The sequence below is a fragment of the Streptomyces sp. NPDC059224 genome (genome assembly GCF_042754285.1).
In the GTDB taxonomy this organism is placed as follows: domain Bacteria; phylum Actinomycetota; class Actinomycetes; order Streptomycetales; family Streptomycetaceae; genus Streptomyces.
This window is the reverse complement of the sequence record NZ_JBHZAN010000003.1, coordinates 105183-130395: the sequence shown is the minus strand read 5'-3', so window position 1 is coordinate 130395 and position 25213 is coordinate 105183. Positions and strand designations below refer to the sequence as shown.

The window sequence follows — 25213 nt, the reverse complement described above, 5'->3', positions numbered from 1 at the left end:
CGCTCATATACGACACGTAGGAGATGTAATTCCATGACAGACGCACTCAAGCGCCTCTCCGAAGAAGGCGTCGCGATCTGGCTGGACGACCTGTCGCGCAAGCGGATCACGTCCGGCAATCTCGCCGAGCTGATCGACCAGCAGCACGTCGTGGGCGTCACCACCAACCCGACGATCTTCCAGAAGGCGATCTCTTCCGGTGACGGCTACGAGCAGCAGGTCTCGGACCTCGCCGCCCGCAAGGTCACCGTCGAAGAGGCGATCCGCATGATCACCACGGCGGACGTCCGCGACGCCGCCGACATCCTGCGCCCGGTCTTCGACGCGACCGACGGCCAGGACGGCCGGGTGTCCATCGAGGTGGACCCCCGCCTGGCGCACAACACCAAGGCGACGGTCGCCGAGGCCAGGCAGCTGGCCTGGCTGGTGGACCGCCCCAACACGCTCATCAAGATCCCGGCCACCAGGGCGGGCCTGCCGGCGATCACCGAGGTCATCGGCCTCGGCATCAGCGTCAACGTCACGCTGATCTTCTCGCTGGAGCGCTACCGCGAGGTCATGGACGCCTACCTCTCCGGCCTGGAGAAGGCCAAGGAGCGCGGCCTGGACCTCTCGCTCATCCGTTCGGTGGCGTCCTTCTTCGTGTCCCGGGTGGACACCGAGATCGACAAGCGCCTGAACGACCTGGGCACCGACGAGGCCAAGGCGCTGCGCGGCAAGTCCGCCGTCGCCAACGCGCGGCTCGCGTACCAGGCGTACGAGGAGGTCTTCTCGACCTCCCGCTGGGCCGAGCTGGAGAGCGCGGGCGCCCGCAAGCAGCGCCCGCTGTGGGCCTCCACCGGCGTCAAGGACCCGGCGTACAAGGACACCCTGTACGTCGACGACCTGGTCGCGCCGAACACGGTCAACACCATGCCGGAGGCCACCCTCCTCGCGGTCGAGGACCACGGCGGCATCACCGGCGACACGATCACCGGCACCTACGAGCAGGCCCGCGCCGACCTCGACGCCGTCGAGCGGCTGGGCATCTCGTACGACGACGTGGTCCAGGTTCTGGAGGACGAGGGCGTCGAGAAGTTCGAGGCCTCCTGGAACGACCTGCTCAAGTCGACCCAGGCGGAGCTGGAGCGCCTGGCCCCCTCGGAGGGCTAAATTGTCGAGCAGCAACCCGCTGCGTGACCCCGCAGACCGACGGCTCCCGCGTATCGCGGGACCGTCGGGTCTGGTGATCTTCGGCGTCACGGGCGACCTCTCCCGCAAGAAGCTCATGCCCGCGGTCTACGACCTCGCCAACCGTGGTCTGCTGCCGCCGGGCTTCTCCCTGGTCGGCTTCGCCCGCCGCGAGTGGGCCCACGAGGACTTCGCCGCCGAGGTCCACGACGCCGTCAAGGAACACGCCCGCACCCCGTTCCGCGAGGAGGTCTGGCAGCAGCTCATCCAGGGGATGCGCTTCGTCCAGGGCACCTTCGACGACGACGACGCCTTCGAGCGGCTCCGCTCCACCATCGAGGAGCTGGACAAGGCGCAGGGCACCGGCGGCAACTTCGCCTTCTACCTGTCCGTCCCGCCGCGCTCCTTCCCGGTGGTCATCCAGCAGCTGAAGAAACACGGGCTCGCGGACCAGGGCGGCGGTTCCTGGCGGCGCGCGGTCATCGAGAAGCCCTTCGGCCACGACCTGAAGTCGGCCGAGGAGCTCAACAAGGTCGTGCACGAGGTGTTCGAACCGGACCAGGTGTTCCGGATCGACCACTACCTCGGCAAGGAGACCGTCCAGAACATCCTGGCACTGCGCTTCGCCAACACCATGTTCGAGCCGATCTGGAACCGGTCCTTCGTGGACCACGTCCAGATCACCATGGCCGAGGACATCGGCATCGGCGGCCGCGCCGGCTACTACGACGGCATCGGCGCCGCCCGTGACGTCATCCAGAACCACCTGCTCCAGCTGATGGCCCTGACCGCGATGGAGGAGCCCGCCTCCTTCGACGCGGACGCGCTGGCCGCCGAGAAGGAGAAGGTGCTCGGCGCGGTCCGGCTCCCCGACGACCTGGGCAAGCACACCGTGCGCGGCCAGTACGCGGCCGGCTGGCAGGGCGGCGAGAAGGTCATCGGGTACCTCGAAGAGGACGGCATCGACGGCAAGTCGAAGACCGACACCTACGCCGCCGTCAAGGTCGGGATCGACAACCGCCGCTGGGCGGGCGTCCCCTTCTACCTGCGCACCGGCAAGCGGCTCGGCCGCCGGGTCACCGAGATCGCCGTCGTCTTCCAGCGCGCCCCGCACTCCCCCTTCGACCACACGGCGACGGAGGAGCTGGGCCAGAACGCGATCGTCATCCGCGTCCAGCCCGACGAGGGCATCACGGTCCGCTTCGGCTCCAAGGTGCCGGGCACCTCGATGGAGATCCGGGACGTGTCGATGGACTTCGCCTACGGCGAGTCGTTCACCGAGTCGTCCCCGGAGGCCTACGAGCGGCTGATCCTGGACGTCCTGCTCGGCGACGCCAACCTCTTCCCGCGCACGGAGGAGGTCGAGCTGTCCTGGAAGATCCTGGACCCGATCGAGCAGTACTGGGACCAGCACGGCAGGCCCGCGCAGTACAAGTCGGGCACCTGGGGTCCCGTCGAGGCCGACGAGATGCTCGCACGAGACGGACGGAGCTGGCGCCGGCCATGAAGATAGACCTCACGGACACCACGGCCGGCAAGGTCAACAAGGCGCTGGTGCAGGGCCGCCGGGCCATCGGCACACCCGCCGTCGGCATGGTGCTCACCCTCGTCATCGTCACCGACGAGGAGAACGCGTACGACGCCCTCAAGGCCGCCGAGGAGGCCTCGCACGAGCACCCCTCGCGCACCCTGGTCGTCATCAAGCGCGTCTCCCGCTCCCCCCGCGACCGCACGGCGTCCCGCCTGGACGCCGAGGTGCGGGTGGGCGCGGACGCCGGCTCCGGCGAGACGGTGCTGCTGCGGCTGCACGGCGAGGTCGCCGACCACGCCGACTCGGTCGTGCTGCCGCTGATGCTGCCGGACGCGCCGGTCGTCGTGTGGTGGCCGGTCAACGCCCCGCTCGACCCGGCGAAGGACCCGCTGGGCGCCCTCGCCCAGCGCCGGGTCACCGACACCTACTCCTCCGAGCAGCCGGTACGGGAGCTGTCCGCCCGCGCGGACAGCTACACCCCCGGCGACACGGACCTGTCCTGGACCCGGATCACGCCCTGGCGTTCGATGCTGGCGGCGGCCCTGGACCAGGTGGTCTGCGAGGTCAAGGCCGTCGAGGTGGAGGGCGAGGAGTTCAACCCGAGCTGTGAGCTGCTGGCGATGTGGCTCGCGGACCGGCTGGACGTCCCCGTCAAGCGCTCCCTCTCCTCGGGCCCGGGCCTGACCGCGGTCCGGATGGAGACCAGCGCGGGAGCGATCGCGCTGGACCGCGCGGACGGTGCCCTCGCCACCCTGTCCATCGACGGTCAGCCGGACCGGGCGGTGGCGCTGAAGCGGCGGGAGACGGCCGAGCTCATCGCGGAGGAACTGCGGCGGCTCGACCCGGACGACACGTACGCGTCGGCGCTGCGCTTCGGTGTGGAGCGGTTGAACGCGTCGGCGGCGGCCACGGAAGCGGCCCCCGAGGCGCCGGCGGCGTCGGCCGCGCAGGCGGCTCCGGCTCCGGAGCCGTCGGCCAAAGGAGAACCGGTCCCCGGCACGGCAGCAGCCCCCGAAGCCGCTGCCGAGGCTCCCACGACAGAAGCGGCGCCGCAGGAACGGCCGCCGCTGACGAAGAGGGCGAAGGCGACATGAGCACTCCCCAGCTGGTCGTGCATCACGACAAGGAGCTGATGGCGCAGGCCGCCGCGGCCCGCCTGATCACGAAGATCGTGGATGCCCAGGCCTCCCGGGGCGAGGCGTCCGTGGTCCTCACCGGCGGCCGCAACGGCAACGGCCTGCTCGCGGCTCTCGCGGCGGCTCCGGCCCGGGACGCCATCGACTGGAGCCGGCTCGACCTGTGGTGGGGCGACGAGCGGTTCCTGCCCGAGGGCGACCCCGAGCGCAATGACACCCAGGCCCGCGAGGCCCTGCTCGACCAGGTCCCGGTGGACCCGAAGCGCGTGCACGCCATGCCCGCGTCGGACGGCCCCTGGGGCACGGACGTGGAGGCGGCGGCCGAGGCCTACGCGGCGGAGCTGGCCCGCGCGGCCGGCCCCGAGAACCATGGCGCGGTACCCACCTTCGACGTCCTGATGCTGGGCGTCGGTCCGGACACGCACGTGGCCTCGCTCTTCCCGGAGCTGCCCGGCGTCCGGGAGACGGAACGCACGGTGGTGGGAGTCCACGGCTCCCCGAAGCCCCCGCCGACCCGCGTCTCCCTCACCCTCCCCGCCATCCGCTCGGCCCGCGAGGTCTGGCTGCTGGCGGCGGGCGAGGACAAGGCCGAGGCCGTCGCCATCGCCCTGTCGGGCGCGGGCGAGATCCAGGCCCCGGCAGCGGGCGCCCGGGGGCGCCAGCGCACCCTCTGGCTCCTGGACGCGGCAGCCGCCTCCCAGCTGCCACGGTCGCTGTATCCGCCGGCTTCGCCCTGAGAGCTCCTCGCGAAGAGCCCGTACGGTCCGTCGCGACCGTACGGGCTCTTGCGTTTCCGGGCTGTTCCGGACTACGGCTAACGCCCGCGCAGCTCCCGGTACTTGGCCACCAGAGCCGTCGTCGACGGGTCGAGGCCGGGTACCTCGGCGCCCTCCGTCAGCGCCGGTTCCACGCGCTTGGCGAGGACCTTGCCGAGCTCCACTCCCCACTGGTCGAAGGAGTCGATGTTCCAGACGGCGCCCTGGACGAACACCTTGTGCTCGTAGAGGGCGACGAGCTGGCCGAGGACCGACGGGGTCAGTTCACGGGCGAGGACGGTGGTCGTCGGGCGGTTGCCCTTGAAGGTCTTGTGCGGGACCAGTTCCTCGGGCACCCCCTCCGCGCGGACCTCCTCGGCGGTCTTGCCGAAGGCGAGCGCCTGCGTCTGGGCGAAGAAGTTCGCCATCAGCAGGTCGTGCTGCGCCTTGAGTTCACCGCTGAGCTCGGCGACCGGCTCGGCGAAGCCGATGAAGTCCGCCGGGATCAGCTTGGTGCCCTGGTGGATCAACTGGTAGTAGGCGTGCTGCCCATTGGTGCCGGGCGTGCCCCAGACGACCGGGCCGGTGGTCCACTCGACCTCCTTGCCGTCCCTCGCCACGTGCTTGCCGTTGGACTCCATGTCCAGCTGCTGGAGGTACGCGGTGAACTTCGACAGGTAGTGGCTGTACGGGAGCACCGCGTGCGTCTGGGCGTCGTGGAAGTTGTCGTACCAGATACCCAGAAGCCCCAGCAGAAGCGGGACGTTGGACTCGGCGGGGGCGGTGCGGAAGTGCTCGTCGACCAGGTGGAAGCCGTCGAGCATCTCGCGGAAGCGGTCCGGGCCGATGGCGATCATCAGCGAGAGCCCGATCGCGGAGTCGTACGAGTAACGGCCGCCGACCCAGTCCCAGAACCCGAACATGTTCTCCGTGTCGATGCCGAAGTCGGCGACCTTCTCGGCGTTGGTCGACAGGGCCACGAAGTGCTTGGCCACGGCGTCCTGGCCGGCCTTCAGCTCGCCGAGCAGCCAGTTGCGGGCCGAGGTCGCGTTGGTGATCGTCTCGATCGTCGTGAACGTCTTGGAGGCGATGATGAACAGCGTCTCCGCCGCGTCCAGGTCGCGGGTCGCCTCGTGCAGGTCGGCGCCGTCGACGTTGGACACGAAGCGGACCGTCAGGCCGCGGTCGGTGAAGCTGCGCAGCACCTCGTAGGCCATCGCGGGACCGAGGTCGGAACCGCCGATGCCGATGTTGACCACGTTCTTGATGCGTTTGCCGGTGTGGCCGGTCCAGGCACCGGAGCGGACCCGGTCGGCGAAACCGCTCATCTTGTCCAGGACCGCGTGCACCTGCGGTACGACGTTCTCGCCGTCGACCTCGATCACCGCGTCACGCGGGGCGCGCAGCGCCGTGTGCAGCACCGCGCGGTTCTCGGTCACGTTGATCTTCTCGCCGCGGAACATGGCGTCCCGCAGGCCGAAGACGTCGGTGGCGGCGGCCAGCTCGCGCAGCAGCCGCAGCGTCTCGTCGTTGACCAGGTGCTTCGAGTAGTCGATGTGGAGATCACCGACCTGGAGGGTGTAGCCCGTGCCGCGCGCCGGGTCGGCCGCGAACAGGTCTCGCAGATGGGTGTCGGCGAGCTCCTCCCGGTGCTTGGCGAGCGCGGTCCACTCGGGCGTCTGGTTGAGCCTGGTACGGCCGTCTGCGTTCATGTGCGACTTCAGCCTTCTTCCTTGCACCTGTCCTGTTGCGTCCCTGCCCCGCTGCCGTTCCAACCTAATTGATCAGCGTGGGACGCGGCCTGTCGTCGCGCCGTCCCGTGGCGCAACAACAGGTACGTCCGGCTTGCGCACGGGTATCAGCGAGGTGACGGCCAGAGCGAACAGGACAGCGGCGAGCAGCGCGGGCCCGTTCAGGCCGTACGCCCCGGCGACCACTCCGCCGAGGAGCGCGCCGAGCGGCGCGCCGGACGTGGAACAGGTACGGAAGGCGGCGGCGATCCGGCCGGTCATCGACTCGGGGGCGCGTTGCTGCATCAGCGTGACCTGGTTGACGTTCCACACCATGTTCATCGCGCCGAGCAGCAGCATGCCGGCCACCAGCGCACCGAGGTGCCGGACCGTGCCCATGAGCAGCAGCGACGACGCCTGGACGGTCCCGGCGGCCAGCAGGGCCCGCACCCGGCCGGTGCGGCGGGCGATGCGCTGGGCGAGGAAGCCGCCGGTGATACTGCCCGCCGAGTAGGCGGTCATGGCCGCGGCGTATCCCGCCGTACCGGCGTGCAGCCAGCGCGTGACGTGCAGCACCAGGGTGGCGATCAGGGCGCCCATGCCGATGTTGCAGAGCAGGGTGGCGACGCAGGTGGCGCGCAGGGCGCGGTCCTGCCACAGGGCGCGCAGGCCCTCGCCGATCTCGGTGCGCAGGGTGCTGCCGGCCGGGCGTGGCGCCCGCTCCGGCGGCGGTGTCCGCAGGGAGGCGACCAGGAGGGCGGCCGCCAGGTAGGTGGTCGAGTCGGCGGCGAAGGGCAGGAACGCACCGCCGGCCAGGAGCAGTGGAACCAGCGGGGCGCCGAGCAGACCGCCGGCGATCTGCTGTCCGGTCATCAGCCGGGCGTTGGCCCCGCCCAGGGTCCGCCGGTCGACCAGGGAGGGCAGCAGGGCCGTGGAGGCGTTGTCGAAGAGCGTCTGGAGCGTGGTCAGTGCGAAGGCGAGCAGGAGCAGCAACGGGATCGAGGCGTGGCCAAGTCCCACGGCGAGCGCGAAGGCGGCGACCAGCAGCCCTCGTACGGTGTCGACGGCCCACATCGCGCGCCGCTGGTCGACCCGGTCCGCGAAGGCGCCGCCGAGCAACCCGAACAGCAGCCACGGCACATAGCCACAGGCGGTCACCGAGGCGACGGCGAGGGGGGCGTCGGTCAGGCGCGCGGCCAGCAGGGGCAGCGCGGACGTCCGTAACGCGTCCCCGAACCGGGAGACCACGGCGGCCGTCCACAGCCGTCCGAATCCCCCGCGCCACGCGGGCGCCCACTCCTCCGCCGTCATCACCGCCCCCCTTCACGATTCGCCGATGCGCAAACCGTAGAGGACACCACTGACAACGGCCCGGTGCCCGGCCGCGAAGGCCACTCCGGCCAGGCACCCTCGGGCACCCGGCCGGTCTCAACTCCTAGATCTCGCCCCGCAGTTTGGCGAGCGCCTCGGCGAGGATCGCCTCGCCGTCCGCGTCGCTGCGCCGCTCCCGCACATACGCGAGGTGCGTCTTGTACGGCTCGGTGCGCGGCGGGTCCGGCGGGTTGTCCCGGTCCTGACCGGCCGGGAAGCCACAGCGCGGGCAGTCCCAGGTCTCGGGCACCTGCGCGTCGCTGGCGAAGCTCGGCTGCGTCTCGTGCCCGTTGGAGCACCAGAAGGAGATGCGCAGACGCGGCGCGGACTCGCCGCGCTCGGCCTCGCCCATCGGCCCCGCCCCGACCCGGCTACCTCGGATCGCGTTGCCACTTGCCACGGTCGTAACTCCCTGCGTGATGGTGCCGCGAAGCGAGTCGGCGTGTCGCTTCGTTGCGAGCGCCTCAGTCTACGTAAGGCCCAACGCGCGTCCAGTGTTGGGAGTTACCGCCCCCGCACCTAGACGCAAGCCCCATGATAGGCCGCGCTCAGGTGCGCGTACCGAACATGGGGCCTTACGTGCGGATTGTGCGTGTGTGCGAGTCGCGGATCAGCTGTTCGTCTTCATCAGCATGCCGAGGACGATGATGCACGCGAACCACAGCAGACCGACCACCACGGTGATCCGGTCCAGGTTCCGCTCGGCGACCGAGGAGCCGCCGACGGAGGACTGCATGCCGCCACCGAACATGTCGGAAAGACCGCCGCCCTTGCCCTTGTGCATCAGCACCAGCAGCATCATCAGCAGGCTGAAGACGATCAGGGCGATCGAGAACCCCAAAACCACGGCTGGACCAACTTCCTCGGATACGGATGGACTGCGGGGCACAGCTACAGAGCTGTGCCCCGCAAGGGTACGACGGATCCCGCTTACCGCATACTCACTGGTCGCGGAAGCGCACGATCTTGACGAACTCGTCGGCGTCCAGCGAGGCCCCGCCCACCAGTGCACCGTCGATGTCGGCCTGCGCCATGATCTCGGCCACGTTGCCGGCCTTGACGGAGCCGCCGTACTGGATGCGGACCTGGTCGGCCAGCTCCTGGCCGTACAGCTCGGCGAGCTTGCCGCGGATCGCGGAGCACACCTCCTGGGCGTCCCCTGCGCCGCAGACCTTGCCGGTGCCGATGGCCCAGACGGGCTCGTAGGCGATCACGACGGACTCGGCCTGCTCGGCCGGGACGTCCTTCAGACCGCCCTCGACCTGGGCGAGGGTGTGGGAGACGTGGTTGCCCGCCTCGCGGACCTCCAGTTCCTCGCCGACGCACAGGATCGGGGTCAGACCGTGCTTGTAGGCGGTCTTGACCTTGGCGTTCACGACCTCGTCGGTCTCGGCGTGGTACTGCCGGCGCTCGGAGTGGCCGATGGCCACGTACGTGCACTTCAGCTTGGCCAGCATCGGTCCGGAGATCTCGCCGGTGTACGCGCCGGAGTCGTGCGCCGACAGGTCCTGGGCACCGTACTTGATCTTGAGCTTGTCGCCGTCGACCAGGGTCTGCACGGACCGCAGGTCGGTGAAGGGCGGCAGGACGGCGACCTCGACGGCCTCGTAGTCCTTGTCGGCCAGGGCGAAGGCGAGCTTCTGGACGTGCGCGATGGCCTCGAGGTGGTTGAGGTTCATCTTCCAGTTGCCCGCCATGATCGGCGTGCGCCCAGAAGAAATAGATTCAGCCATGTAGGTCAGTCCTCCAGTGCGGCGAGGCCGGGGAGCGTCTTGCCCTCGAGGTATTCGAGGGAGGCGCCGCCACCGGTCGAGATGTGTCCGAACGCGTTCTCGTCGAAGCCGAGGATGCGCACGGCGGCTGCGGAGTCACCGCCGCCGACGACGGTGAAGCCCTTGGACTCGACGAGAGCCTGGGCGACCGCCCGGGTGCCCGCGGCGTAGTCGGGGTGCTCGAAGACGCCCATGGGGCCGTTCCAGAAGACGGTGGCGGCGTCGGCGAGCTTCGAGGCGTACAGCCTGCCGGTCTCCGGGCCGATGTCCAGGCCCATCTGGCCGGCCGGCATGGCGTCCGCGGCGACCGTCTCGGGGTGGGACGGAGCCTTGCCCGACAGGTCCGGGAACTCGGGAGCCACCAGGGTGTCGACGGGCAGGACGATCTCCACGCCGGTCTTCTCGGCGCGCTCCAGGTACTCGGTGACGGTGGCGAGCTGGTCCTCCTGGAGGAGGGAGCTGCCGACCTCGTACCCCTTGGCCTTCAGGAAGGTGTAGACCATGCCGCCGCCGACCAGGATGCGGTCGGCCTTGCCGAGCAGTTCGTCGATGACGGCGAGCTTGTCGGAGACCTTGGCGCCGCCGAGCACCACCACGTACGGGCGCTGGACGTCCTCGGTGAGCTTCTTCAGGACGCCGACCTCGGTGGCGATCAGGTAGCCGGCGTAGTGCGGCAGCCGGGCCGGGAGGTCGTAGACGGAGGCGTGCTTGCGGTGCACGGCGCCGAAGCCGTCGCCGACGTAGACGTCCGCGAGGGCGGCCAGCTGGTCGGCGAACTCGCCGCGCTCGGTGTCGTCCTTCGAGGTCTCACCCGCGTTGAAGCGCAGGTTCTCGATGACGGCGACCTGGCCGGGCTGCAGGCCGTTCACCGCGTCGTGGGCGGCGGGGCCGACGGTGTCCTGGGCGAAGGCGACCGGGGCGCCGAGGAGTTCGGCGAGCCGCTCGGCGGCCTGGAGCAGGGAGAACTTGGGGTCCGGGGCACCCTTGGGGCGGCCCAGGTGGGAGGCGACGACCACCTTGGCGCCCGCGTCGGCCAGCGCCTTGACGGTGGGCAGGACGGCACGGATACGGCCGTCGTCGGTGATGAGGCCGTCGGACATCGGCACGTTGAGGTCGGCGCGGACGAAGACCCGCTTGCCGTCGACCCCTTCGGCGAGGAGTTCGTCGATCGTCTTCATGGGTTGGGGACTCCTACAGGAGGGCTCTTGGTCGTACGAGGGCTGATCGAACCGTAGACGCCGGGTCGATCCTTACGTGCGTCAGGGCCCGGGCGGCGCGACGGTGCGCTGCCCGAGCCCTGCTACCGCATCGCGGTGCCTGCTGTGCCGATCAGAGCTGGTTGCCGACGAAGACCGTGAGGTCGACGAGGCGGTTGGAGTAGCCCCACTCGTTGTCGTACCAGCCGAGGATCTTCACCGTGTTGCCCTCCTGGACCATGGTCAGGGAGGAGTCGAAGGTGCAGGAGGCCGGGTCGCCGACGATGTCCGAGGAGACGATCTCGTCCTCGGTGTACGCCAGGTAGCCGCTCAGGTCGCCGTCCTCGGAGGCCTTCTTGAACGCGGCGTTGACCTCGTCCTTGGTGACCTCGCGCTGCAGCGTCACGACCAGGTCGGTGGCCGAGCCGGTCGGGACCGGGACGCGCATCGCGATGCCGTCGAGCTTGCCCTTGAGCTGCGGCAGGACCAGGGCGGTGGCCTTCGCGGCACCGGTGGTGGTCGGGATGATGTTCTCGGCGGCGGCACGCGCGCGACGCAGGTCCTTGTGCGGGAAGTCCAGGATCCGCTGGTCGTTCGTGTAGGCGTGCACCGTCGTCATCAGACCCTTGACGATGCCGAAGTTCTCGTCGAGGACCTTCGCCATCGGCGCCACGCAGTTGGTGGTGCAGGAGGCGTTGGAGATGACGTGGTGGTTCGCCGGGTCGTACTTGTCCTGGTTGACGCCCATCACGATGGTGATGTCCTCGTCCTTGGCCGGAGCCGAGATGAGGACCTTCTTCGCCCCGCCCGCGATGTGCTTGGCGGCGTCTTCCTTCTTGGTGAAGATGCCGGTCGACTCGATGACGATGTCGACGCCCAGCTCGCCCCACGGGATGTCCGAGGGGTTGCGCTCGGACAGGACCTTGATGGTGTGGCCGTCGACCGTGATGGTGTCGGCGGTGTGCGAGACCTCGGCCTTGAGACGCCCAAGGATCGTGTCGTACTTGAGCAGGTGGGCGGTGGTCGCGGTGTCACCCAGGTCGTTGACAGCCACGATCTCGATGTCAGCACCCTGCTCCAGCAGAGCGCGGAAGTAGTTGCGACCAATACGGCCGAAGCCGTTGATGCCTACGCGGATCGTCACGAACCGATCTCCTCGTTGGTACGCCGGCCATGCGGTGCCGGCGAGCTGTATTTGGGATGTCCCCGACCAACCACGACCCTACCTCCCTGAGGCTCCCGAGGTGACATCCAGACGCCCCATACACGGCGAGGCGGTCCGTACCCGCCAGTAGGGGTACGGACCGCCTCGGAACGAGGGTCGGATCACACCGTTTTGTCAGGGAATGCCGACCGCGTTTCAGCCCGTTGTCACTCGTTCGTGAGCGGGTCGGCTCACATGTCGAATGCCGTCGGGGTCAGTTGTCGAGTGCCGTCAACGCCTTCTTCACCAAGGCGGCACGATCGGCGGCCGAGGTGACCTGTTCCAGGCCGAAACCGAGCAGCACGGTGCGGTCGGTGGTGACGGCTCCATAGGTCTTGAACAGGGCCCCGGTGCGCTCCCAGTCCTTCAGGACGGCCGGGCTGCCGGCGGGCGGTCCGCTGACGGTCCAGGGGCCGAGGGAGGTTTCGAAGCCCTCGGTCCCGGTGGCCGTGGAGCCGGTCAGGAGCGCGGCGTCGTCGACGAGGACGCCGTGTCCGCCGCTGCTCGGGTCGGTGATGTAGCCGATGGAGACCTGCACGGTCCGCCCGGCGTAGGCGCTCAGGTCGAACTTCACGGACTGCCAGCCGGCGGAGCTGCCGGTGAGGCTGTGCCAGGAGCCGGTGCTGCCGCTCGCGGTGCACTGGCCGTCCGCGATGGTCAGGTAGTGCTTGAGCCAGGGGTGCTCGGCGATCAGGAACCCGGCCCCGCACTCGCTCGGCACGGTGTCCTTGGTGGCACCGCCCGCCTCGGGCAGGGTCGTCCAGTCGTCGGCGCCCACGGTGTGCGCCTCGACCACCGCGTGATCGTAGCCGGGCTCGGTGTCCCAGAGCAGCCGGGCGCTCAGGGCCGGCTGGTCGGCCGCGGTGACACCGGTGAGGTCGACGGTGCGGGTGAGGCGCTTGTAGGCGTCGTCGGTGTGGACCGCGGCGGCCATGTACGACCCCGAGTACGGCCCGTACGGGTTGACGGTCCCGGCGAACTGGCCCGCGCCCGCACTGGCGAACTGCGGGTAGGTGTCGGCGGAGAGCTCGTCGGAGGTGACCGCGTAGGTACCGGCCCTGTCCAGCGGGTTGGCGGAGGTGCCGCTGAGGGCGCCGCCGGAGCCGTTCAGCGCGCCGGAGCCGGTGAAGCCGGTGGCGCCGGGGGTCGAGGTGCGGGAGTAGGCGCCCAGGTAGTACTGGCTGAAGTCGTTGGACGGGGTGCCGTCGCCGAGGTTCACGCTGCCGCCGGCCAGCTCGCCCGCCTCGATCAGCTTGCCGCCCTCGTTGAGGTAGGCGCGCAGCTGGAGCTGGGTGTCGTTGCCGGGGCCGCTCGTCCCCGAGTAGTGGACGACCGTCCTGAAGTGCTTCAGCACGCCGAGCGCGTCGGGCGCGCCCTGGGTGGCGACGTCCCAGACGACCGCCTTGTGTCCGGCCGCCTTCAGCGCGTCGACGTAGGTCTGCGCCTGGGTGGCCTTGGCGCCCTCCTCGGCGACCACCAGGGTGTCGGCCTTTTGCCGCTCGGCGACGGTGTAGGTGAAGTGCGCGCTGGAGACCCTCTTGCCGCTCTTCGTCTCCCCGGTGAACCACACCTCGACCTTGTCGCCCGGGTCGCCGTCCTTCACCTTGGCCCGGTACTCGTCGAAGTAGAGGTTGTCGTCACCGCCGTAGGTGTCGCCGCCCTTCCATGCCTTCAGCGTCCTGTCCACCGTGCGGCCGCCGTTGACGCGGTACCTGACCTCCTTGTCGCGGATCGCCTTGCGGACGACGACGGAGACCTCCTGGTCGGCGCCGCGCGAGTACGAGGTGGAGAACGCGGCCGGGGTGAAGTCCGCGGCGCTCAGACCGACCGAGGAGACCGGCTGGTCGGGGTGGGCGGCGGTCTCGGCGACGGAGAGCGCGAACGGGATGTTCTTCGCGAACTCGTCCTGGATCAGCGTCTCGTCGTCCGGGAAGTTGAACACCGACTGGCAGTCGGCGGCGTTCCAGGCGTCGTTCGGGTCGATGTCCGAGGCCGTCTGGCAGGTCGACATCTCGGGGGTGAACATCGCCATCCCGTTGACGTTCGACGCGTGGCCGTCCGCCTCTCCGTTGGTGGTGTACAGCTCCGAGGAGACCTGCGAGTGGTAGCCGGGGATCGCCGGGTTGGCCGGGGTGCCGGCCAGCGCCTTGTAGAGGACGTCGTCCGGGGTCGGGGTGGCCACCTGCCAGCCGACCCCGTAGAGGAGGAGTTCGGCGGCCGAGTGGTAGTTGATGCCGTACGTGAACCCGACCCGCTTCTCGAAGTTGTCCAGCGCCTTGGTCTCGGGCTCGGACTCGGGGCTCGCGCCGCGGTAGGTCTCACTGGTGGGGTTGGGCGACGAGCCCTCGTCGTCGTAGCCCCACTTGTAGCCGAAGTTGCGGTTGAGGTCGACGCCGTCACCCGTGCTGATGACACCGTCGCCGTTGACGTCCCGCAGGTTCTTGCGCCACAGGCGGGTGTCGGAGTTCTGGAAGGTGTAGTCGTAACCGTCGGGGTTGGCGGACGGCACGAACCACAGCTCGGTCGAGTCGACGATCTTCTTGATGCGCTTGTCGGTGCCGTAGTTGTCCAGGTAGTAGTGCATCAGCCGGCGGGTCATCTCCGGCGTGATCCACTCGCGGGCGTGCTGGTTGGACACGTACAGCACGGCGGGCCTGGAACCGTCCTTGGAGCTCTTCGCGCCCTTGGTCAGTTTGAGCGCGAGGACGTCCTGGCCGGAGACCGTCTTGCCGATGGACTCCACCTTGGTGAGGCCGGGGTTGGCCTGCGCGGTCCGCAGGATCTCCTCCTTGAGCCCGCCGCTGCCGCTGTACGGGCGGAACACGCCCTGGGAGGCGTCCGCGACCCGCGTCTCCGCCTTGGCCGACAGCGTGTGCTCGGTGAGCTCGACGCCCTGCTTCTCCAGGGTCCGGGCCTGCCCGCCGGTGAGATAGAGCTCGACTTCGGTCTTGCCGGATCCGGTGACCTGGTCGCCGAGTTCATGGCCGTCCTGGCCGGCCTTGAGCAGCAGGGGAATCTGCTTCTTGGTGACGTCGGCGCGGAAGACCTTGACCTCGTCGGGGTCGGGCTTCGCCGAACCCCCGGTCTGCGCCTGCGCCATGGGTGCGAGTGCGGCTCCGCCGATCAGGAGCGCGCCGACAGCGAGGATCGATCTCGCTCTGTGTCTCATGAACCCCCCTAGCAGTGGTCCGCCACGGCGGCGAACCTCTGCCAGGCTCATGACACTCCATGATCGAGTCAAGGGCACCTCACGGATAGTTCACGGTGGCCTAAAAGAGACGCAAATCCCGGTGCCGGCGACCGCTTGGGCCGCCGGCACCGGGGTGCTGACGGTGACTCAGCCTGCGAGGTTGTCGGCCATCTCCTCGCTGAGGTTGGCCTCGGTGCCCGGGATGCCCAGATCGGACGCACGCTTGTCGGCCATCGCCAGCAGCCGGCGGATCCGGCCCGCGACGGCGTCCTTGGTGAGCGGCGGGTCGGCGAGCGCGCCCAGTTCCTCCAGGGAGGCCTGCTTGTGCTCCATCCGCAGCCGGCCGGCCGCCGCGAGGTGCTCGGGCACCTCGTCGGCGAGGATCTCCAGGGCCCGCTGGACCCGGGCACCGGCCGCGACGGCCGCGCGCGCGGAGCGGCGCAGGTTGGCGTCGTCGAAGTTGGCGAGGCGGTTCGCGGTGGCCCGCACCTCGCGGCGCATCCGGCGCTCCTCCCAGGCCAGCACGGACTCGTGCGCGCCGAGGCGGGTCAGCAGGGCGCCGATCGCGTCACCGTCCCGGACCACCACCCGGTCCACCCCGCGCACCTCACGGGCCTTCGCGGCGATGGACAGTCTGCGGGCCGCGCCGACCAGCGCGAGCGCGGCCTCCGGACCGGGGCAGGTCACCTCCAGGGAGGACGACCGGCCGGGCTCGGTCAGCGAGCCGTGCGCCAGGAAGGCTCCGCGCCAGGCCGCCTCCGCGTCGCAGGTCGCCCCGGAGACCACCTGCGGGGGCAGGCCCCGGATCGGGCGGCCCCGTCCGTCCACGAGCCCGGTCTGCCGGGCCAGCTGATCACCGCCCGCGACCACACGCACCACATAGCGCGAGCCGCGGCGCAGCCCGCCGGGTGCCATCACGATCAGCTCGGAGCTGTGACCGAAGATCTCCAGGATGTCCCGCTTGAGGCGCCGGGCCGCCATCGCGGTGTCCAGCTCCGCCTCGATCACGATGCGCCCGCTCACCAGGTGGAGGCCGCCCGCGAACCGCAGAATGGCGGAGACCTCCGCCTTCCGGCAGCAGGTCCGGGTGACGGGTAGCCGGGAGATCTCGTCCTTCACCGCTGCCGTCATCGCCATGGGCCGATCCTTCCATGCATCCGAAAAATACGGTCGTACGCGGCGGCCAACAGCTCCGGATCATGCCGGGGTGATCCGTCGGTCCGGGCCACGGGGCCCAGCTCGACCGCGGCTCCCAGCCGCTTGGCGGCTTCGGTGAGCGAGTCACGGTCGGGCACGGCGGCCTCGTCGGCCAGCACCACGTCCAGGGCGAGTTTAGGGGCGTGTCGCCCCAAAACCTCCAAATGACGCTGCGGTGAGAAGCCTTCGGTTTCACCCGGCTGCGGCGCGAGGTTCAGCGAGAGGACCTTACGGGCCTTCGTCTCGGTGAGCGCGTCGAGGAGATCGGGGACCAGCAGGTGCGGGATCACCGAGGAGAACCAGGACCCCGGGCCCAGCACCACCCAGTCCGCGTCCCGGACCGCCGCGACTGCCTCCGGCACGGCCGGCGGGTCGTGCGGCACCAGGTGCACGGACTGCACCTCGCCGGGCGTCAGGGCCACCGTGGCCTGCCCCCGGACGATGTCCACCTCCTCCGGCCGCTCCGGATCATGCCCCTTGACCAGGGCCTGCAGCTCCAGCGGAACGGCGGACATGGGCAGCACCCGCCCGTGCGCGCCGAGCAGCTTGCCGACCAGGTCCAGGGCCTGGACGTGGTCCCCGAGCTGTTCCCACAGGGCGACGATCAGCAGATTGCCGACGGCGTGCTCGTGCAGGTCGCCCTTGGACTGGAAGCGGTGCTGGATGACCCGGGCCCAGGTCTGGCCCCAGTCGTCGTCACCGCACAGCGCGGCCAGAGCCTTGCGCAGATCACCCGGAGGAAGCACGCCGAGTTCGTCACGAAGGCGCCCGCTGGAGCCACCGTCGTCGGCCACGGTGACGACGGCGGTGAGGTCGCCGGTGATCCGGCGCAGCGCGGCGAGCGAGGCGGACAGACCCATGCCACCGCCCAGCGCGACCACCTTGGGCTGGGTACCGCGGCGGCGCGGCCTGGCGCCGCGGGCCTCGACGGGGCGGCCCGAGCGGGACTCGGGCACGCCCCGGCGCAGCCTGGTCAGCCGTGGAGAGCGTCCGGTCACTCGCGCCCCATGTCCCGGTGCACGACTACGGTCTCCACTCCCTCGGCGGCCAGACGGGCGGCCAGTTTCTCGGAGACGGCGACCGAGCGGTGCTTGCCGCCCGTGCAGCCGATGGCGATGGTCACATAACGCTTGCCCTCGCGCCGGTACCCGGTCGCGATCAGCCGCAGCAGCTCGGCGTACCGGTCGAGGAACTCCTTGGCGCCCGGCTGGTTGAAGACGTACGCCGACACCTCTTCGTTGAGGCCGGTGTACGGGCGCAGCTCCGGCACCCAGTGCGGGTTGGGCAGGAACCGCATGTCGGCGACCAGGTCGGCGTCGACGGGCAGGCCGTACTTGAAGCCGAACGACATCACGGTGGCCCGCAGCTCGGGCTCTTCCTCGCCGGCGAACTGGGCGTCCATCTTGGCGCGCAGCTCGTGCACGTTGAGGCTGGAGGTGTCGATCACCAGATCCGCGTCCCCGCGCAGCTCGCGCAGCAGCTCGCGCTCGGCGGCGATGCCGTCCACGATCCGGCCGTCGCCCTGGAGGGGGTGCGGGCGGCGCACCGACTCGAAGCGGCGGACCAGCGCGTCGTCCGAGGACTCCAGGAAGACGATCCGGCGGGTCACGCCCCGGCTGTCGAGGTCGGCGAGGGACTCGCGCAGATTGTCGAAGAAGCGCCGGCCGCGCACGTCGACGACGACCGCGATCCGGGCCACGTTGCCCTGCGAGCGGGCACCCAGCTCGACCATGGTGGGGATGAGGGCCGGCGGGAGGTTGTCCACGACGAACCAGCCGAGGTCCTCCAGACACTTGGCCGCCGTCGAACGGCCCGCTCCCGACATGCCGGAGATGATCACCAGCTCGGGGATGGCCGCCTCGGGCACCCCCGCCGGTGTGGCATCCGTACTCACTTCTGCTCCGTTTTCCTGGACCGCTTCCGCCTCCGCTTGCTGCGGCTGATCCTGGCCCGCTTCGTCGGGCGTCTCCTGGGACGCGCCCTGCGTTTCGCTGAACGCCGGATCTCGTCGGGCTGTGTGCTCTGCGTCGCGCTCGGTCATCTCTCCTGCCCCCGATCGTCCGGGGCACCCGCGGATACGGGCTCCCCCGAGGCGTCCGCCGTCGTCTCGGGCACCTCGTCTTCCCTGTCATCCATGATCTCTCCGGTCGCCGTGTTCACGGCAGGCGCGGCCGGGGCCGCCTGGGCGAGGGCCACGGCGATGGTCTCGGCCGTCTTGCGGCCTATCCCGGGCACCTCCTGGATCTGCTCGATTGTGGCGGACCGCAGCTTCTTCACCGAGCCGAAATGCTTGATCAACGCCTGTTTGCGGGCCTCACCGAGCCCCGGTACGTCGTCCAGCGGACCGGAGCGGAAGCGCTTGGCGCGCTTGGTGCGCTGGTAGGTGATGGCGAAGCGGTGCGCCTCGTCACGGATGCGCTGGAGCAGGTAGAGACCCTCACTGCTGCGGGGCAGGACCACGGGGTCGTCGTCCTCGGGCAGCCAGACCTCTTCGAGACGCTTGGCGAGGCCGCAGACGGCGATGTCGTCGATGCCCAGCTCGTCGAGCGCCCGCTTGGCCGCGGCGACCTGGGGCTGGCCACCGTCGACGACCACGAGCTGGGGCGGGTAGGCGAACTTCCTGGGACGGCCGTCGTCATCCTTGAATCCGTTGACCGGGCCGTTGGCGTCGTCACCGTCGGTGCTGGAGACGGGGATGGTACGGGCGACCGGGGGCGTACCCGGGTCCGTGAGCGTGTCGGCGTCCGGGAGGGGGCTTACCGAGCCGTCCTCTTCCGACCATTCCCCGGTCCTCTCCTTCTCGGCAAGGTAGCGGCGGAAGCGGCGGGTGATCACCTCGTGCATGGAGCGCACGTCGTCCTGGCCGGCGAAGCCCTTGATCTGGAAGCGGCGGTACTCGCTCTTGCGCTGCAGACCGTCCTCGAAGACGACCATGGAGGCCACGACGTCGTCGCCCTGCAGGTGCGAGATGTCGTAGCACTCGATGCGCAGCGGAGCGCTGTCCAGGTCCAGGGCGTCGGCGATCTCCTCCAGGGCCCGAGAGCGGGTGGTGAGGTCGGAGGCACGCTTCGTCTTGTGCAGGGCGAGCGCCTGCTGGGCGTTGCGCTGCACTGTCTCCATCAGCGCCTTCTTGTCGCCGCGCTGCGGGATGCGCAGCGAGACGTTCGACCCGCGGCGGCCGGCGAGCCACTCCTGGACCGGCTCGACCGGCTCGGGCAGGGCCGGAACCAGCACCTCCTTGGGAACGGCGTCCCCGGTCTCCTCGCCGTAGAGCTGCTGGAGGGCGTGCTCGACGAGCGCCGCTGTCGTCACGTCCTCCACCTTGTCCGTCACCCAGCCGCGCTGACCGCGCACGCGCCCGCCACGCACGTGGAAGATCTGGAGGGCCGCCTCCAGCTCGTCCTCGGCGACCGCGATCAGGTCGGCGTCGGTCGCGTCCGCGAGCACGACCGCGTTCTTCTCCATGGCCTTCTTCAGGGCCTCGATGTCGTCGCGCAGGCGGGCGGCCCGCTCGTACTCCATCTCCTCGGCGGCCTCCATCATCTGCTTCTCCAGGCGGCGGAGGTAGGTGCCGGTACGGCCCGCCATGAAGTCGCAGAAATCCTCGGCGAGGTCGCGGTGGTCCTCCGGGGAGATCCGGTCGACGCAGGGTGCGGAGCACTTGCCGATGTAGCCGAGCAGGCAGGGGCGGCCGGTACGGGTGGCGTTCTTGAACACCCCGGCGGAGCAGGTGCGCACCGGAAACACGCGCAGCAGCAGGTCGACGGTGTCCCGGATCGCCCACGCGTGGCCGTACGGCCCGAAGTAGCGCACGCCCTTCTTCTTGTGACCGCGCATCACCTGGACGCGCGGGAACTCCTCGTTCATCGTCACCGCGAGGTACGGGTAGCTCTTGTCGTCGCGGTACTTGACGTTGAACCGGGGGTCGTACTCCTTGATCCAGGAGTACTCCAGCTGGAGCGCCTCGACCTCCGTGGACACCACGGTCCACTCCACGGACGCCGCGGTGGTGACCATCGTCCGGGTACGGGGGTGCAGGCTCGCCAGGTCCTGGAAGTAGTTCGCCAGACGCTGGCGCAGGCTCTTCGCCTTTCCGACGTAGATCACCCGGCGGTGCTCGTCACGGAACCTGTACACCCCGGGAGTGTCCGGGATCTGTCCCGGCTTGGGGCGGTAGCTGGAGGGGTCGGCCATGTCTCACACCCTACTGGCGCACACCGACACCGCGACGAGCCTGTGGACAACCCCGGAGGGGCCGGCGGACCTGCGAGATCGGCGGAGCAGCGGACCATCGAGCCGGCGGACCCGCGGACCGGCTGCCCCCGGCGGGGAGACGGCTCGGATCGGCGGGGCCGACTGCACCGGCGGGATGACGGGACCGGCTGGACCGGCTGGATGACGGGACCCGCGGGATGACGGGATCGTCGGGATGGGGCGGATCGGCAGGACCACGAGGACTGGCGGACCGCGAGGACCGGCGCGACCGGCGGTGGCAGCCGCAGCAGCTCCGCGAAGCGGATCTCGGAATCGGCCACCTCGGTGGCAACGCGAGCCGTCCGGACGCTTCGGCCAGGCGCACCCCGTCCACGCCCGCCCCCGGCCCGGCACAGAACCTCCGCCCCGGTCACGACGGACCTTGCGCGGCTTCCTCCCCAAATCGGTGCCCTGCGTGCGCGCCCGCCTCGATCCCCCGGACAGCCGCGGCACCCACTCCCCCGCATGATCCGTCCGGCGCCGGGGTCACGCCTCGGCCAGGTGGGCGCCTTCGGCCGGCCGAAGGTGTTGTCGGGGATTGGTCAACACGCTTCAATGCGGGGGAACTCGGGGCCGTGAGCAGCGGCCTGCGGACGCGGCGTACCCAAGTGCGGCCGCCCCGACGCCGCCGGGGTGGCCCCGGACCCGCGCCAACGGCCTGACCAGCCGTGGTGAACCCCAAGAGAAAGGCCCTCCTGCATGCGGCACGGCACACAGCACGCGGACGTCGCCACCGCGGAACTGGACTCGGCCCTGCGCGGCGGCCCCTTCCATGTGGCCCTGCGCGCCGCGATCGCCGCCCGGGGGCTGCCGCTCCAGCGCGTGCAGCATCACCTCTCGCGCTACGGGGTCAAAGTGGGCGTGACCAGCCTGAGCTACTGGCAGCAGGGAGCCCGTCGCCCGCAGCGCCCGGAGTCATTGCGCGCCGTCCGCGCGCTGGAGGAGATACTCCAGCTCCCGGAGGAGTCCCTGATCCGGCTGCTCGCCGACGCCGACCAGGGTCCCGCCGTACGCCGCCCCGCCGCCCGCTCCTACCGCTCCCTGATCGAGGCCTCCGACGCCCTGGACCGACTGCAGTCCGAGCTCGGCTGGTCCCTCGACGGCGGTCTGCACACCCTGGGACACCACGAGCGCGTGCGGATCGGCGCCCACCGCGAGCTGGCAGCCCGTGAGTCGCAGCACATCGTGCGCGCCCACCGGGACGGCGTCGACCGCTTCGTGGCCGTCCACCACGGCGACCCCGGCTGCACCCCGCAGCACATGAACGTGCGCGCGCTGGAGAACTGCCGTACCGGACGCGTCCGTTCGGACCCGGAGACCGGTCTGCTCGTCGCCGAACTGCTCTTCGGCACCCGCCTGCGCTCCGGCGACACCTTTCTCTTCCGCTACGCCGTGGAGGACGGCACGGCGGGCGTCTCCCGCGAGTACACCCGCGACTTCGGCTTTCCCGGCGGCCAGTACACCCTTCAGGTACGTTTCACCGCCGACGCGCTGCCGACGCACTGCCACCGGTTCGCCCAGCACTCCGCGGCGGCCCCGCGCAGTGGCCGACAGGCCCTCCCGCTGAGCGGGCTGCACCGCTCCGTCCACCTGGTCGAGCCCCGGGTACGGCCGGGCCTGCTGGGGATCGGCTGGGACTGGGAATGAGCCGGCGCTGAACCAGCCGCCCGGCCTCAGGCTCCCGGCCCCGCCACGATCCGACCGTTGGCCGCCTTGACCGGCAGTTCGTTCAGCGGCTCGGTGGCCGGCGACTGCACCACCTTTCCGGTCACGGCGTCGAACTCGCTGCCGTGGCAGGGGCAGATCAGCGTCGTGCCCTGGAGTTTGTTGATCGGGCACCCCGCGTGCGTGCAGATCGTGCTGTACGCCTTCAGGGTGCCGTCGGCGGACCGGCTGACGACGACGTTCTGGTCCCGGTAGAGCTTCGCGCCGCCCTTGGCGACCTCGCTCTCGGCCCCGAGGTCCACCGGAGCGGTCGGCGTCGCGTCCGCGGTGGCTCCGCCACCGGGAGCCGAGCAGGCGGCCAGCCCGAGCCCGGCGACCGGCGTGACCGCCGCTCCCCGCAGGACGGTACGGCGGCTGGCGGAGGGACGAGCGGCAGGCATCGGGGCTCCAGGCGGGGTGGGATGGGGTCGGGTGGGGTGGGGTCGCAGCGGCATGTGGGGCCGGTGGCGGTGGCACGATACCTGGGCGGATCATCCCGCTTCGGGGCGGGTCGGGGCGCGGGGGCGTCATAGGTGAGTTTGGGGCATCCGCAGCCGATGGCATGTCCTCGTGCGAGTTCATTCGAATGGACGTAAACGCTTGCGTAAGCGTTTACGCGGCGGTCTCGGATGGAGTAACTTCCCGGCCGAGGCCATCGGCAGCGCGGGAGGAAGCCGATAAGCCTCACCCGAACGCGGGATGCGGAGGAGGGAAGCCCTGTGCCCACCATGGCCGACGTCGCCCGTAGCGCCGGAGTCTCCGTGGCGACCGTCTCCCATGTGCTGAACGAGACCCGTCCGGTGCTGCCCCACACCCGTCAGGCGGTGCTCGACGCCATCGAGGAACTGGGCTACACGCCCAACACCCTCGCCCGCTCCCTGGTGACCTCCCGCACCCGGTCCATCGGGCTCGCGGTGTCCGCGATCAGTAACCCCTACTTCACGGAGATCCTCCAGGGCGTCGAGGCCGCTGCCCTGGCGCACGGCTACAGCCTGCTCATCGCCGATCCGCACGACGACCCCGCGCACGAACGCAAGGTCGTCCAGCTTCTGCACGAGCGCCGCGTCGACGGCATGATCGTCGCCACCTCCGCCGAACCGCGTGAACTCCTCGCCTACCTCGACCGGCACGCCGTACCGACCGTCCTCCTCGACCGGGTGATCGACGATCGCGCGGACGGCGGCCCGCGCTTCGACCAGGTCTGCGCCGAGAACACCGGGCCGACGGCCCGGCTGGTCACCCATCTGGCCGGTCTCGGGCACCGCCGGATCGGCCTGGTCGCCGGGCTGTCCGGACTCAGCACCACCAGTGAACGGATCACCGGCTACCGGCAGGGGCTCGCCGCCGCCGGGCTGCCCCTCGACGACGGTCTGGTCGTCCCGGGCAACTCCGAGTCCGCCGGTGCAGAGCGGGCCACCGCCGCTCTGATGTCACACGCCACACCACCCACGGCGCTCGTCACCGCCAACAACGCGATGACCATCGGCGCCCTGCGCGCTCTGCGCGAGCACGGCCTCTCGGTGCCGCACGACATCGCCCTGTGCTGCTTCGACGACTTCGCCTGGGCCGATCTGTTCTCGCCCCGCCTCACCGCCATCGCCCAGCCCAGCAGAGAGATCGGCGCCGAGGCGGTCCGGGTGCTCCTGGAACGCCTGGCCGCACCCGACCGGGCCGCCAGGACCGTGCGGCTTCCGTGCGCCTTCGTCCACCGGTCGTCGTGCGGCTGCCCCGAGGAGAACGGCGCGGCGGCGGCCGCGCGGAGCCGACCCGCCTGGTCGACGGGCTCTCGTCAGCGGTCCGCCCGCTCCCGGCCGGCCCCGCCGTCCGGGCAGCCAGATCATCCCCAGCATCCCGGGTGCTCCGGGCACCACGAGCACTCCGGGTATCCAGAGGAAGGAACCCTCTCGTGATCGTCGTCGCCGGTGAGGCACTGATCGACCTGGTACCGCAGGGCGCGGGCGCCCTCGCGCCCCTGCAGCCGGCGCTCGGCGGCGGCCCCTACAACACGGCCGTGGCCCTCGGCCGCCTCGGCTCCCCCACCTCGTTCTGCTCCCGCACCTCGCACGACGCCTTCGGCGAGGCTCTCCTGGACGGGCTGCGACGCGCGGGAGTCGACGTCTCCCTCGTGGAACGCGGCACGGAACCGACCACCCTCGCGGCCGCCACGGTCGACGCACAGGGATCCGCCTCCTACTCCTTCTATGTCGACGGCACCGCGGACCGTCTGTTCACGGCACCCGCCGCTCTCCCCGCCACGACTCGTGCCGTCTCCTTCGGCACGCTCTCACTCGTCCTGGAGCCGGGTGCGAGCGCCTACGAGGAGCTGATGCGGGGTGCGGCCGCGGTGGGTCTGTTCACCGCCCTCGACCCGAACATCCGGGCAGGCCTGATCACGGATCCGGATGCCTACCGGGCACGCTTCAAGAGCTGGCTGCCCTCGGTGACTCTCCTCAAGCTCTCGGAGGAGGACGCGCTCTGGCTGGGCGGCACCCCGCGCGAGTGGCTGGCGTCGGGCCCCTCGGCAGTGGTGATCACCCACGGCGGTGACGGCCTCAGTGCTTTCACCCCCGACGGCACCGTGTACGCCGTTCCCGGTGAGGAGGTCGGCGTCGTGGACACGATCGGTGCCGGCGACACCGTGAACGCGGCTCTGCTGCATGGACTCGCCGCCCAGGACGCGCTGTCCGCCGAGGCCTTGGCGGGGCTCGGCGCGGACGGCTGGACCAGGCTGCTGCGGTTCGCGGCGCGGGCGGCCGCGATCACCTGCTCCCGGGCGGGTGCGGAGCCGCCGTACGCGTCCGAACTCGGCGACCTGTAGGGGACGTTCGGATCTCCTTCGCCGATTCACCGGGTGCCCTCATGCCGGTGATTGCGTAGCTTCCGTTGCTTCCGCTGTTGATGAGTCAAGGTTCGTCGTAGCCGCGGGAATCCGGCGGCTGATGAGGGAACGAGCGGCGCCCCGCGGGAAGTTCCCACGGGGCGCCGCACTTTTCTGGATTTGTC

At 70.4% G+C, this 25213-nt stretch carries 20 protein-coding genes; 7 read left to right on the top strand and 13 right to left on the bottom strand.

Annotated features, from left to right (window positions below; genetic code table 11):
- The first annotated feature begins 33 nt into the window (after positions 1 to 33).
- The 4 genes from tal to pgl are packed head-to-tail and all read left to right on the top strand — an operon-like array spanning position 34 to position 4574.
- Entirely contained in the window at positions 34 to 1152 is a 1119-nt protein-coding gene (gene tal / locus ACFXI4_RS04435) for a transaldolase (RefSeq protein WP_384988083.1), read from the top strand.
- A 1-nt stretch (position 1153) separates the two neighbouring features.
- On the top strand, positions 1154 to 2677 hold the full coding sequence (zwf, locus tag ACFXI4_RS04430) for a glucose-6-phosphate dehydrogenase (protein WP_384988081.1): 1524 nt from the start codon (positions 1154 to 1156) through the stop codon (positions 2675 to 2677).
- On the top strand, positions 2674 to 3795 hold the full coding sequence (opcA, locus tag ACFXI4_RS04425; protein WP_384988079.1) for a glucose-6-phosphate dehydrogenase assembly protein OpcA: 1122 nt from the start codon (positions 2674 to 2676) through the stop codon (positions 3793 to 3795). Before zwf ends, opcA begins: the two co-directional genes overlap by 4 nt.
- Complete coding sequence (pgl, locus tag ACFXI4_RS04420; RefSeq protein WP_384988077.1) at positions 3792 to 4574, top strand: 6-phosphogluconolactonase; 783 nt, start codon at positions 3792 to 3794, stop codon at positions 4572 to 4574. The genes opcA and pgl overlap by 4 nt, the downstream gene beginning before the upstream one ends.
- A 77-nt stretch (positions 4575 to 4651) precedes the next feature.
- Here the strand turns inward: pgl and pgi are convergent, their stop codons facing one another.
- The 12 genes from pgi to uvrC all read right to left on the bottom strand — a co-directional run bounded on the left by pgi (position 4652) and on the right by uvrC (position 20446).
- Entirely contained in the window at positions 4652 to 6304 is a 1653-nt protein-coding gene (gene pgi / locus ACFXI4_RS04415; protein WP_384988075.1) for a glucose-6-phosphate isomerase, read from the bottom strand.
- Positions 6305 to 6376: 72 nt separating this feature from the next.
- Entirely contained in the window at positions 6377 to 7633 is a 1257-nt protein-coding gene (locus ACFXI4_RS04410) for an MFS transporter (protein ID WP_384988073.1), read from the bottom strand.
- Between the two features lie 124 nt (positions 7634 to 7757).
- A complete protein-coding gene (locus ACFXI4_RS04405; protein WP_003976875.1) occupies positions 7758 to 8093 on the bottom strand; it encodes an RNA polymerase-binding protein RbpA in 336 nt (111 codons plus the stop codon).
- A gap of 210 nt (positions 8094 to 8303) precedes the next feature.
- Entirely contained in the window at positions 8304 to 8540 is a 237-nt protein-coding gene (gene secG, locus ACFXI4_RS04400; RefSeq protein ID WP_351694907.1) for a preprotein translocase subunit SecG, read from the bottom strand.
- Between the two features lie 94 nt (positions 8541 to 8634).
- Positions 8635 to 9390: a triose-phosphate isomerase gene (tpiA, locus tag ACFXI4_RS04395; RefSeq protein ID WP_362722272.1), complete on the bottom strand. Its 756-nt coding sequence runs from the start codon at positions 9388 to 9390 to the stop codon at positions 8635 to 8637.
- A gap of 41 nt (positions 9391 to 9431) precedes the next feature.
- On the bottom strand, positions 9432 to 10643 hold the full coding sequence (locus ACFXI4_RS04390; protein ID WP_362722266.1) for a phosphoglycerate kinase: 1212 nt from the start codon (positions 10641 to 10643) through the stop codon (positions 9432 to 9434).
- A gap of 151 nt (positions 10644 to 10794) precedes the next feature.
- Positions 10795 to 11805 (bottom strand): type I glyceraldehyde-3-phosphate dehydrogenase, encoded by a 1011-nt coding sequence (gap, locus tag ACFXI4_RS04385; protein WP_351694911.1) that lies wholly within the window; start codon positions 11803 to 11805, stop codon positions 10795 to 10797.
- A gap of 274 nt (positions 11806 to 12079) precedes the next feature.
- Positions 12080 to 15034: a M14 family zinc carboxypeptidase gene (locus ACFXI4_RS04380; RefSeq protein ID WP_384988070.1), complete on the bottom strand. Its 2955-nt coding sequence runs from the start codon at positions 15032 to 15034 to the stop codon at positions 12080 to 12082.
- Positions 15035 to 15202: 168 nt separating this feature from the next.
- Positions 15203 to 16192: a DNA-binding protein WhiA gene (gene whiA / locus ACFXI4_RS04375; RefSeq protein ID WP_360481844.1), complete on the bottom strand. Its 990-nt coding sequence runs from the start codon at positions 16190 to 16192 to the stop codon at positions 15203 to 15205.
- On the bottom strand, positions 16183 to 17250 hold the full coding sequence (gene yvcK, locus ACFXI4_RS04370) for a uridine diphosphate-N-acetylglucosamine-binding protein YvcK (RefSeq protein WP_384988068.1): 1068 nt from the start codon (positions 17248 to 17250) through the stop codon (positions 16183 to 16185). The genes whiA and yvcK overlap by 10 nt, the downstream gene beginning before the upstream one ends.
- Entirely contained in the window at positions 17247 to 18293 is a 1047-nt protein-coding gene (gene rapZ / locus ACFXI4_RS04365; RefSeq protein ID WP_384988066.1) for an RNase adapter RapZ, read from the bottom strand. The genes yvcK and rapZ overlap by 4 nt, the downstream gene beginning before the upstream one ends.
- Complete coding sequence (uvrC, locus tag ACFXI4_RS04360; protein ID WP_384988064.1) at positions 18290 to 20446, bottom strand: excinuclease ABC subunit UvrC; 2157 nt, start codon at positions 20444 to 20446, stop codon at positions 18290 to 18292. Before uvrC ends, rapZ begins: the two co-directional genes overlap by 4 nt.
- Positions 20447 to 21205: 759 nt before the next feature.
- Here uvrC and ACFXI4_RS04355 point away from each other — a divergent pair.
- The gene (locus tag ACFXI4_RS04355) at positions 21206 to 22153 is read left to right on the top strand and encodes a hypothetical protein (protein WP_362720338.1); all 948 of its coding nucleotides are present in this window, start codon (positions 21206 to 21208) and stop codon (positions 22151 to 22153) included.
- Positions 22154 to 22179: 26 nt separating this feature from the next.
- Here the strand turns inward: ACFXI4_RS04355 and ACFXI4_RS04350 are convergent, their stop codons facing one another.
- A complete protein-coding gene (locus ACFXI4_RS04350; RefSeq protein ID WP_384988062.1) occupies positions 22180 to 22611 on the bottom strand; it encodes a Rieske 2Fe-2S domain-containing protein in 432 nt (143 codons plus the stop codon).
- A gap of 318 nt (positions 22612 to 22929) precedes the next feature.
- On the opposite strand from ACFXI4_RS04350, the gene ACFXI4_RS04345 reads away from it, so the two are divergent.
- Together ACFXI4_RS04345 and ACFXI4_RS04340 are read left to right on the top strand one after the other, a co-directional pair.
- Positions 22930 to 24120 (top strand): LacI family DNA-binding transcriptional regulator, encoded by a 1191-nt coding sequence (locus ACFXI4_RS04345; protein WP_384988060.1) that lies wholly within the window; start codon positions 22930 to 22932, stop codon positions 24118 to 24120.
- The gene (locus ACFXI4_RS04340) at positions 24117 to 25028 is read left to right on the top strand and encodes a carbohydrate kinase (protein WP_384988058.1); all 912 of its coding nucleotides are present in this window, start codon (positions 24117 to 24119) and stop codon (positions 25026 to 25028) included. Before ACFXI4_RS04345 ends, ACFXI4_RS04340 begins: the two co-directional genes overlap by 4 nt.
- Positions 25029 to 25213: the final 185 nt, after the last annotated feature.

Bases quoted from the DNA above. Each gene is read 5' to 3' on its own strand.
- whiA (WP_360481844.1), bottom strand. From the start codon at position 16,192: ATGGCGATGACGGCAGCGGTGAAGGACGAGATCTCCCGGCTACCCGTC.
- ACFXI4_RS04380 (WP_384988070.1), bottom strand. From the start codon at position 15,034: ATGAGACACAGAGCGAGATCGATCCTCGCTGTCGGCGCGCTCCTGATC.
- tpiA (WP_362722272.1), bottom strand. From the start codon at position 9,390: ATGGCGGGCAACTGGAAGATGAACCTCAACCACCTCGAGGCCATCGCG.
- pgi (WP_384988075.1), bottom strand. From the start codon at position 6,304: ATGAACGCAGACGGCCGTACCAGGCTCAACCAGACGCCCGAGTGGACC.
- ACFXI4_RS04355 (WP_362720338.1), top strand. From the start codon at position 21,206: ATGCGGCACGGCACACAGCACGCGGACGTCGCCACCGCGGAACTGGAC.
- ACFXI4_RS04390 (WP_362722266.1), bottom strand. From the start codon at position 10,643: ATGAAGACGATCGACGAACTCCTCGCCGAAGGGGTCGACGGCAAGCGG.
- rapZ (WP_384988066.1), bottom strand. From the start codon at position 18,293: ATGACCGAGCGCGACGCAGAGCACACAGCCCGACGAGATCCGGCGTTC.
- ACFXI4_RS04410 (WP_384988073.1), bottom strand. From the start codon at position 7,633: ATGACGGCGGAGGAGTGGGCGCCCGCGTGGCGCGGGGGATTCGGACGG.
- pgl (WP_384988077.1), top strand. From the start codon at position 3,792: ATGAGCACTCCCCAGCTGGTCGTGCATCACGACAAGGAGCTGATGGCG.
- opcA (WP_384988079.1), top strand. From the start codon at position 2,674: ATGAAGATAGACCTCACGGACACCACGGCCGGCAAGGTCAACAAGGCG.
- ACFXI4_RS04350 (WP_384988062.1), bottom strand. From the start codon at position 22,611: ATGCCTGCCGCTCGTCCCTCCGCCAGCCGCCGTACCGTCCTGCGGGGA.
- tal (WP_384988083.1), top strand. From the start codon at position 34: ATGACAGACGCACTCAAGCGCCTCTCCGAAGAAGGCGTCGCGATCTGG.
- uvrC (WP_384988064.1), bottom strand. From the start codon at position 20,446: ATGGCCGACCCCTCCAGCTACCGCCCCAAGCCGGGACAGATCCCGGAC.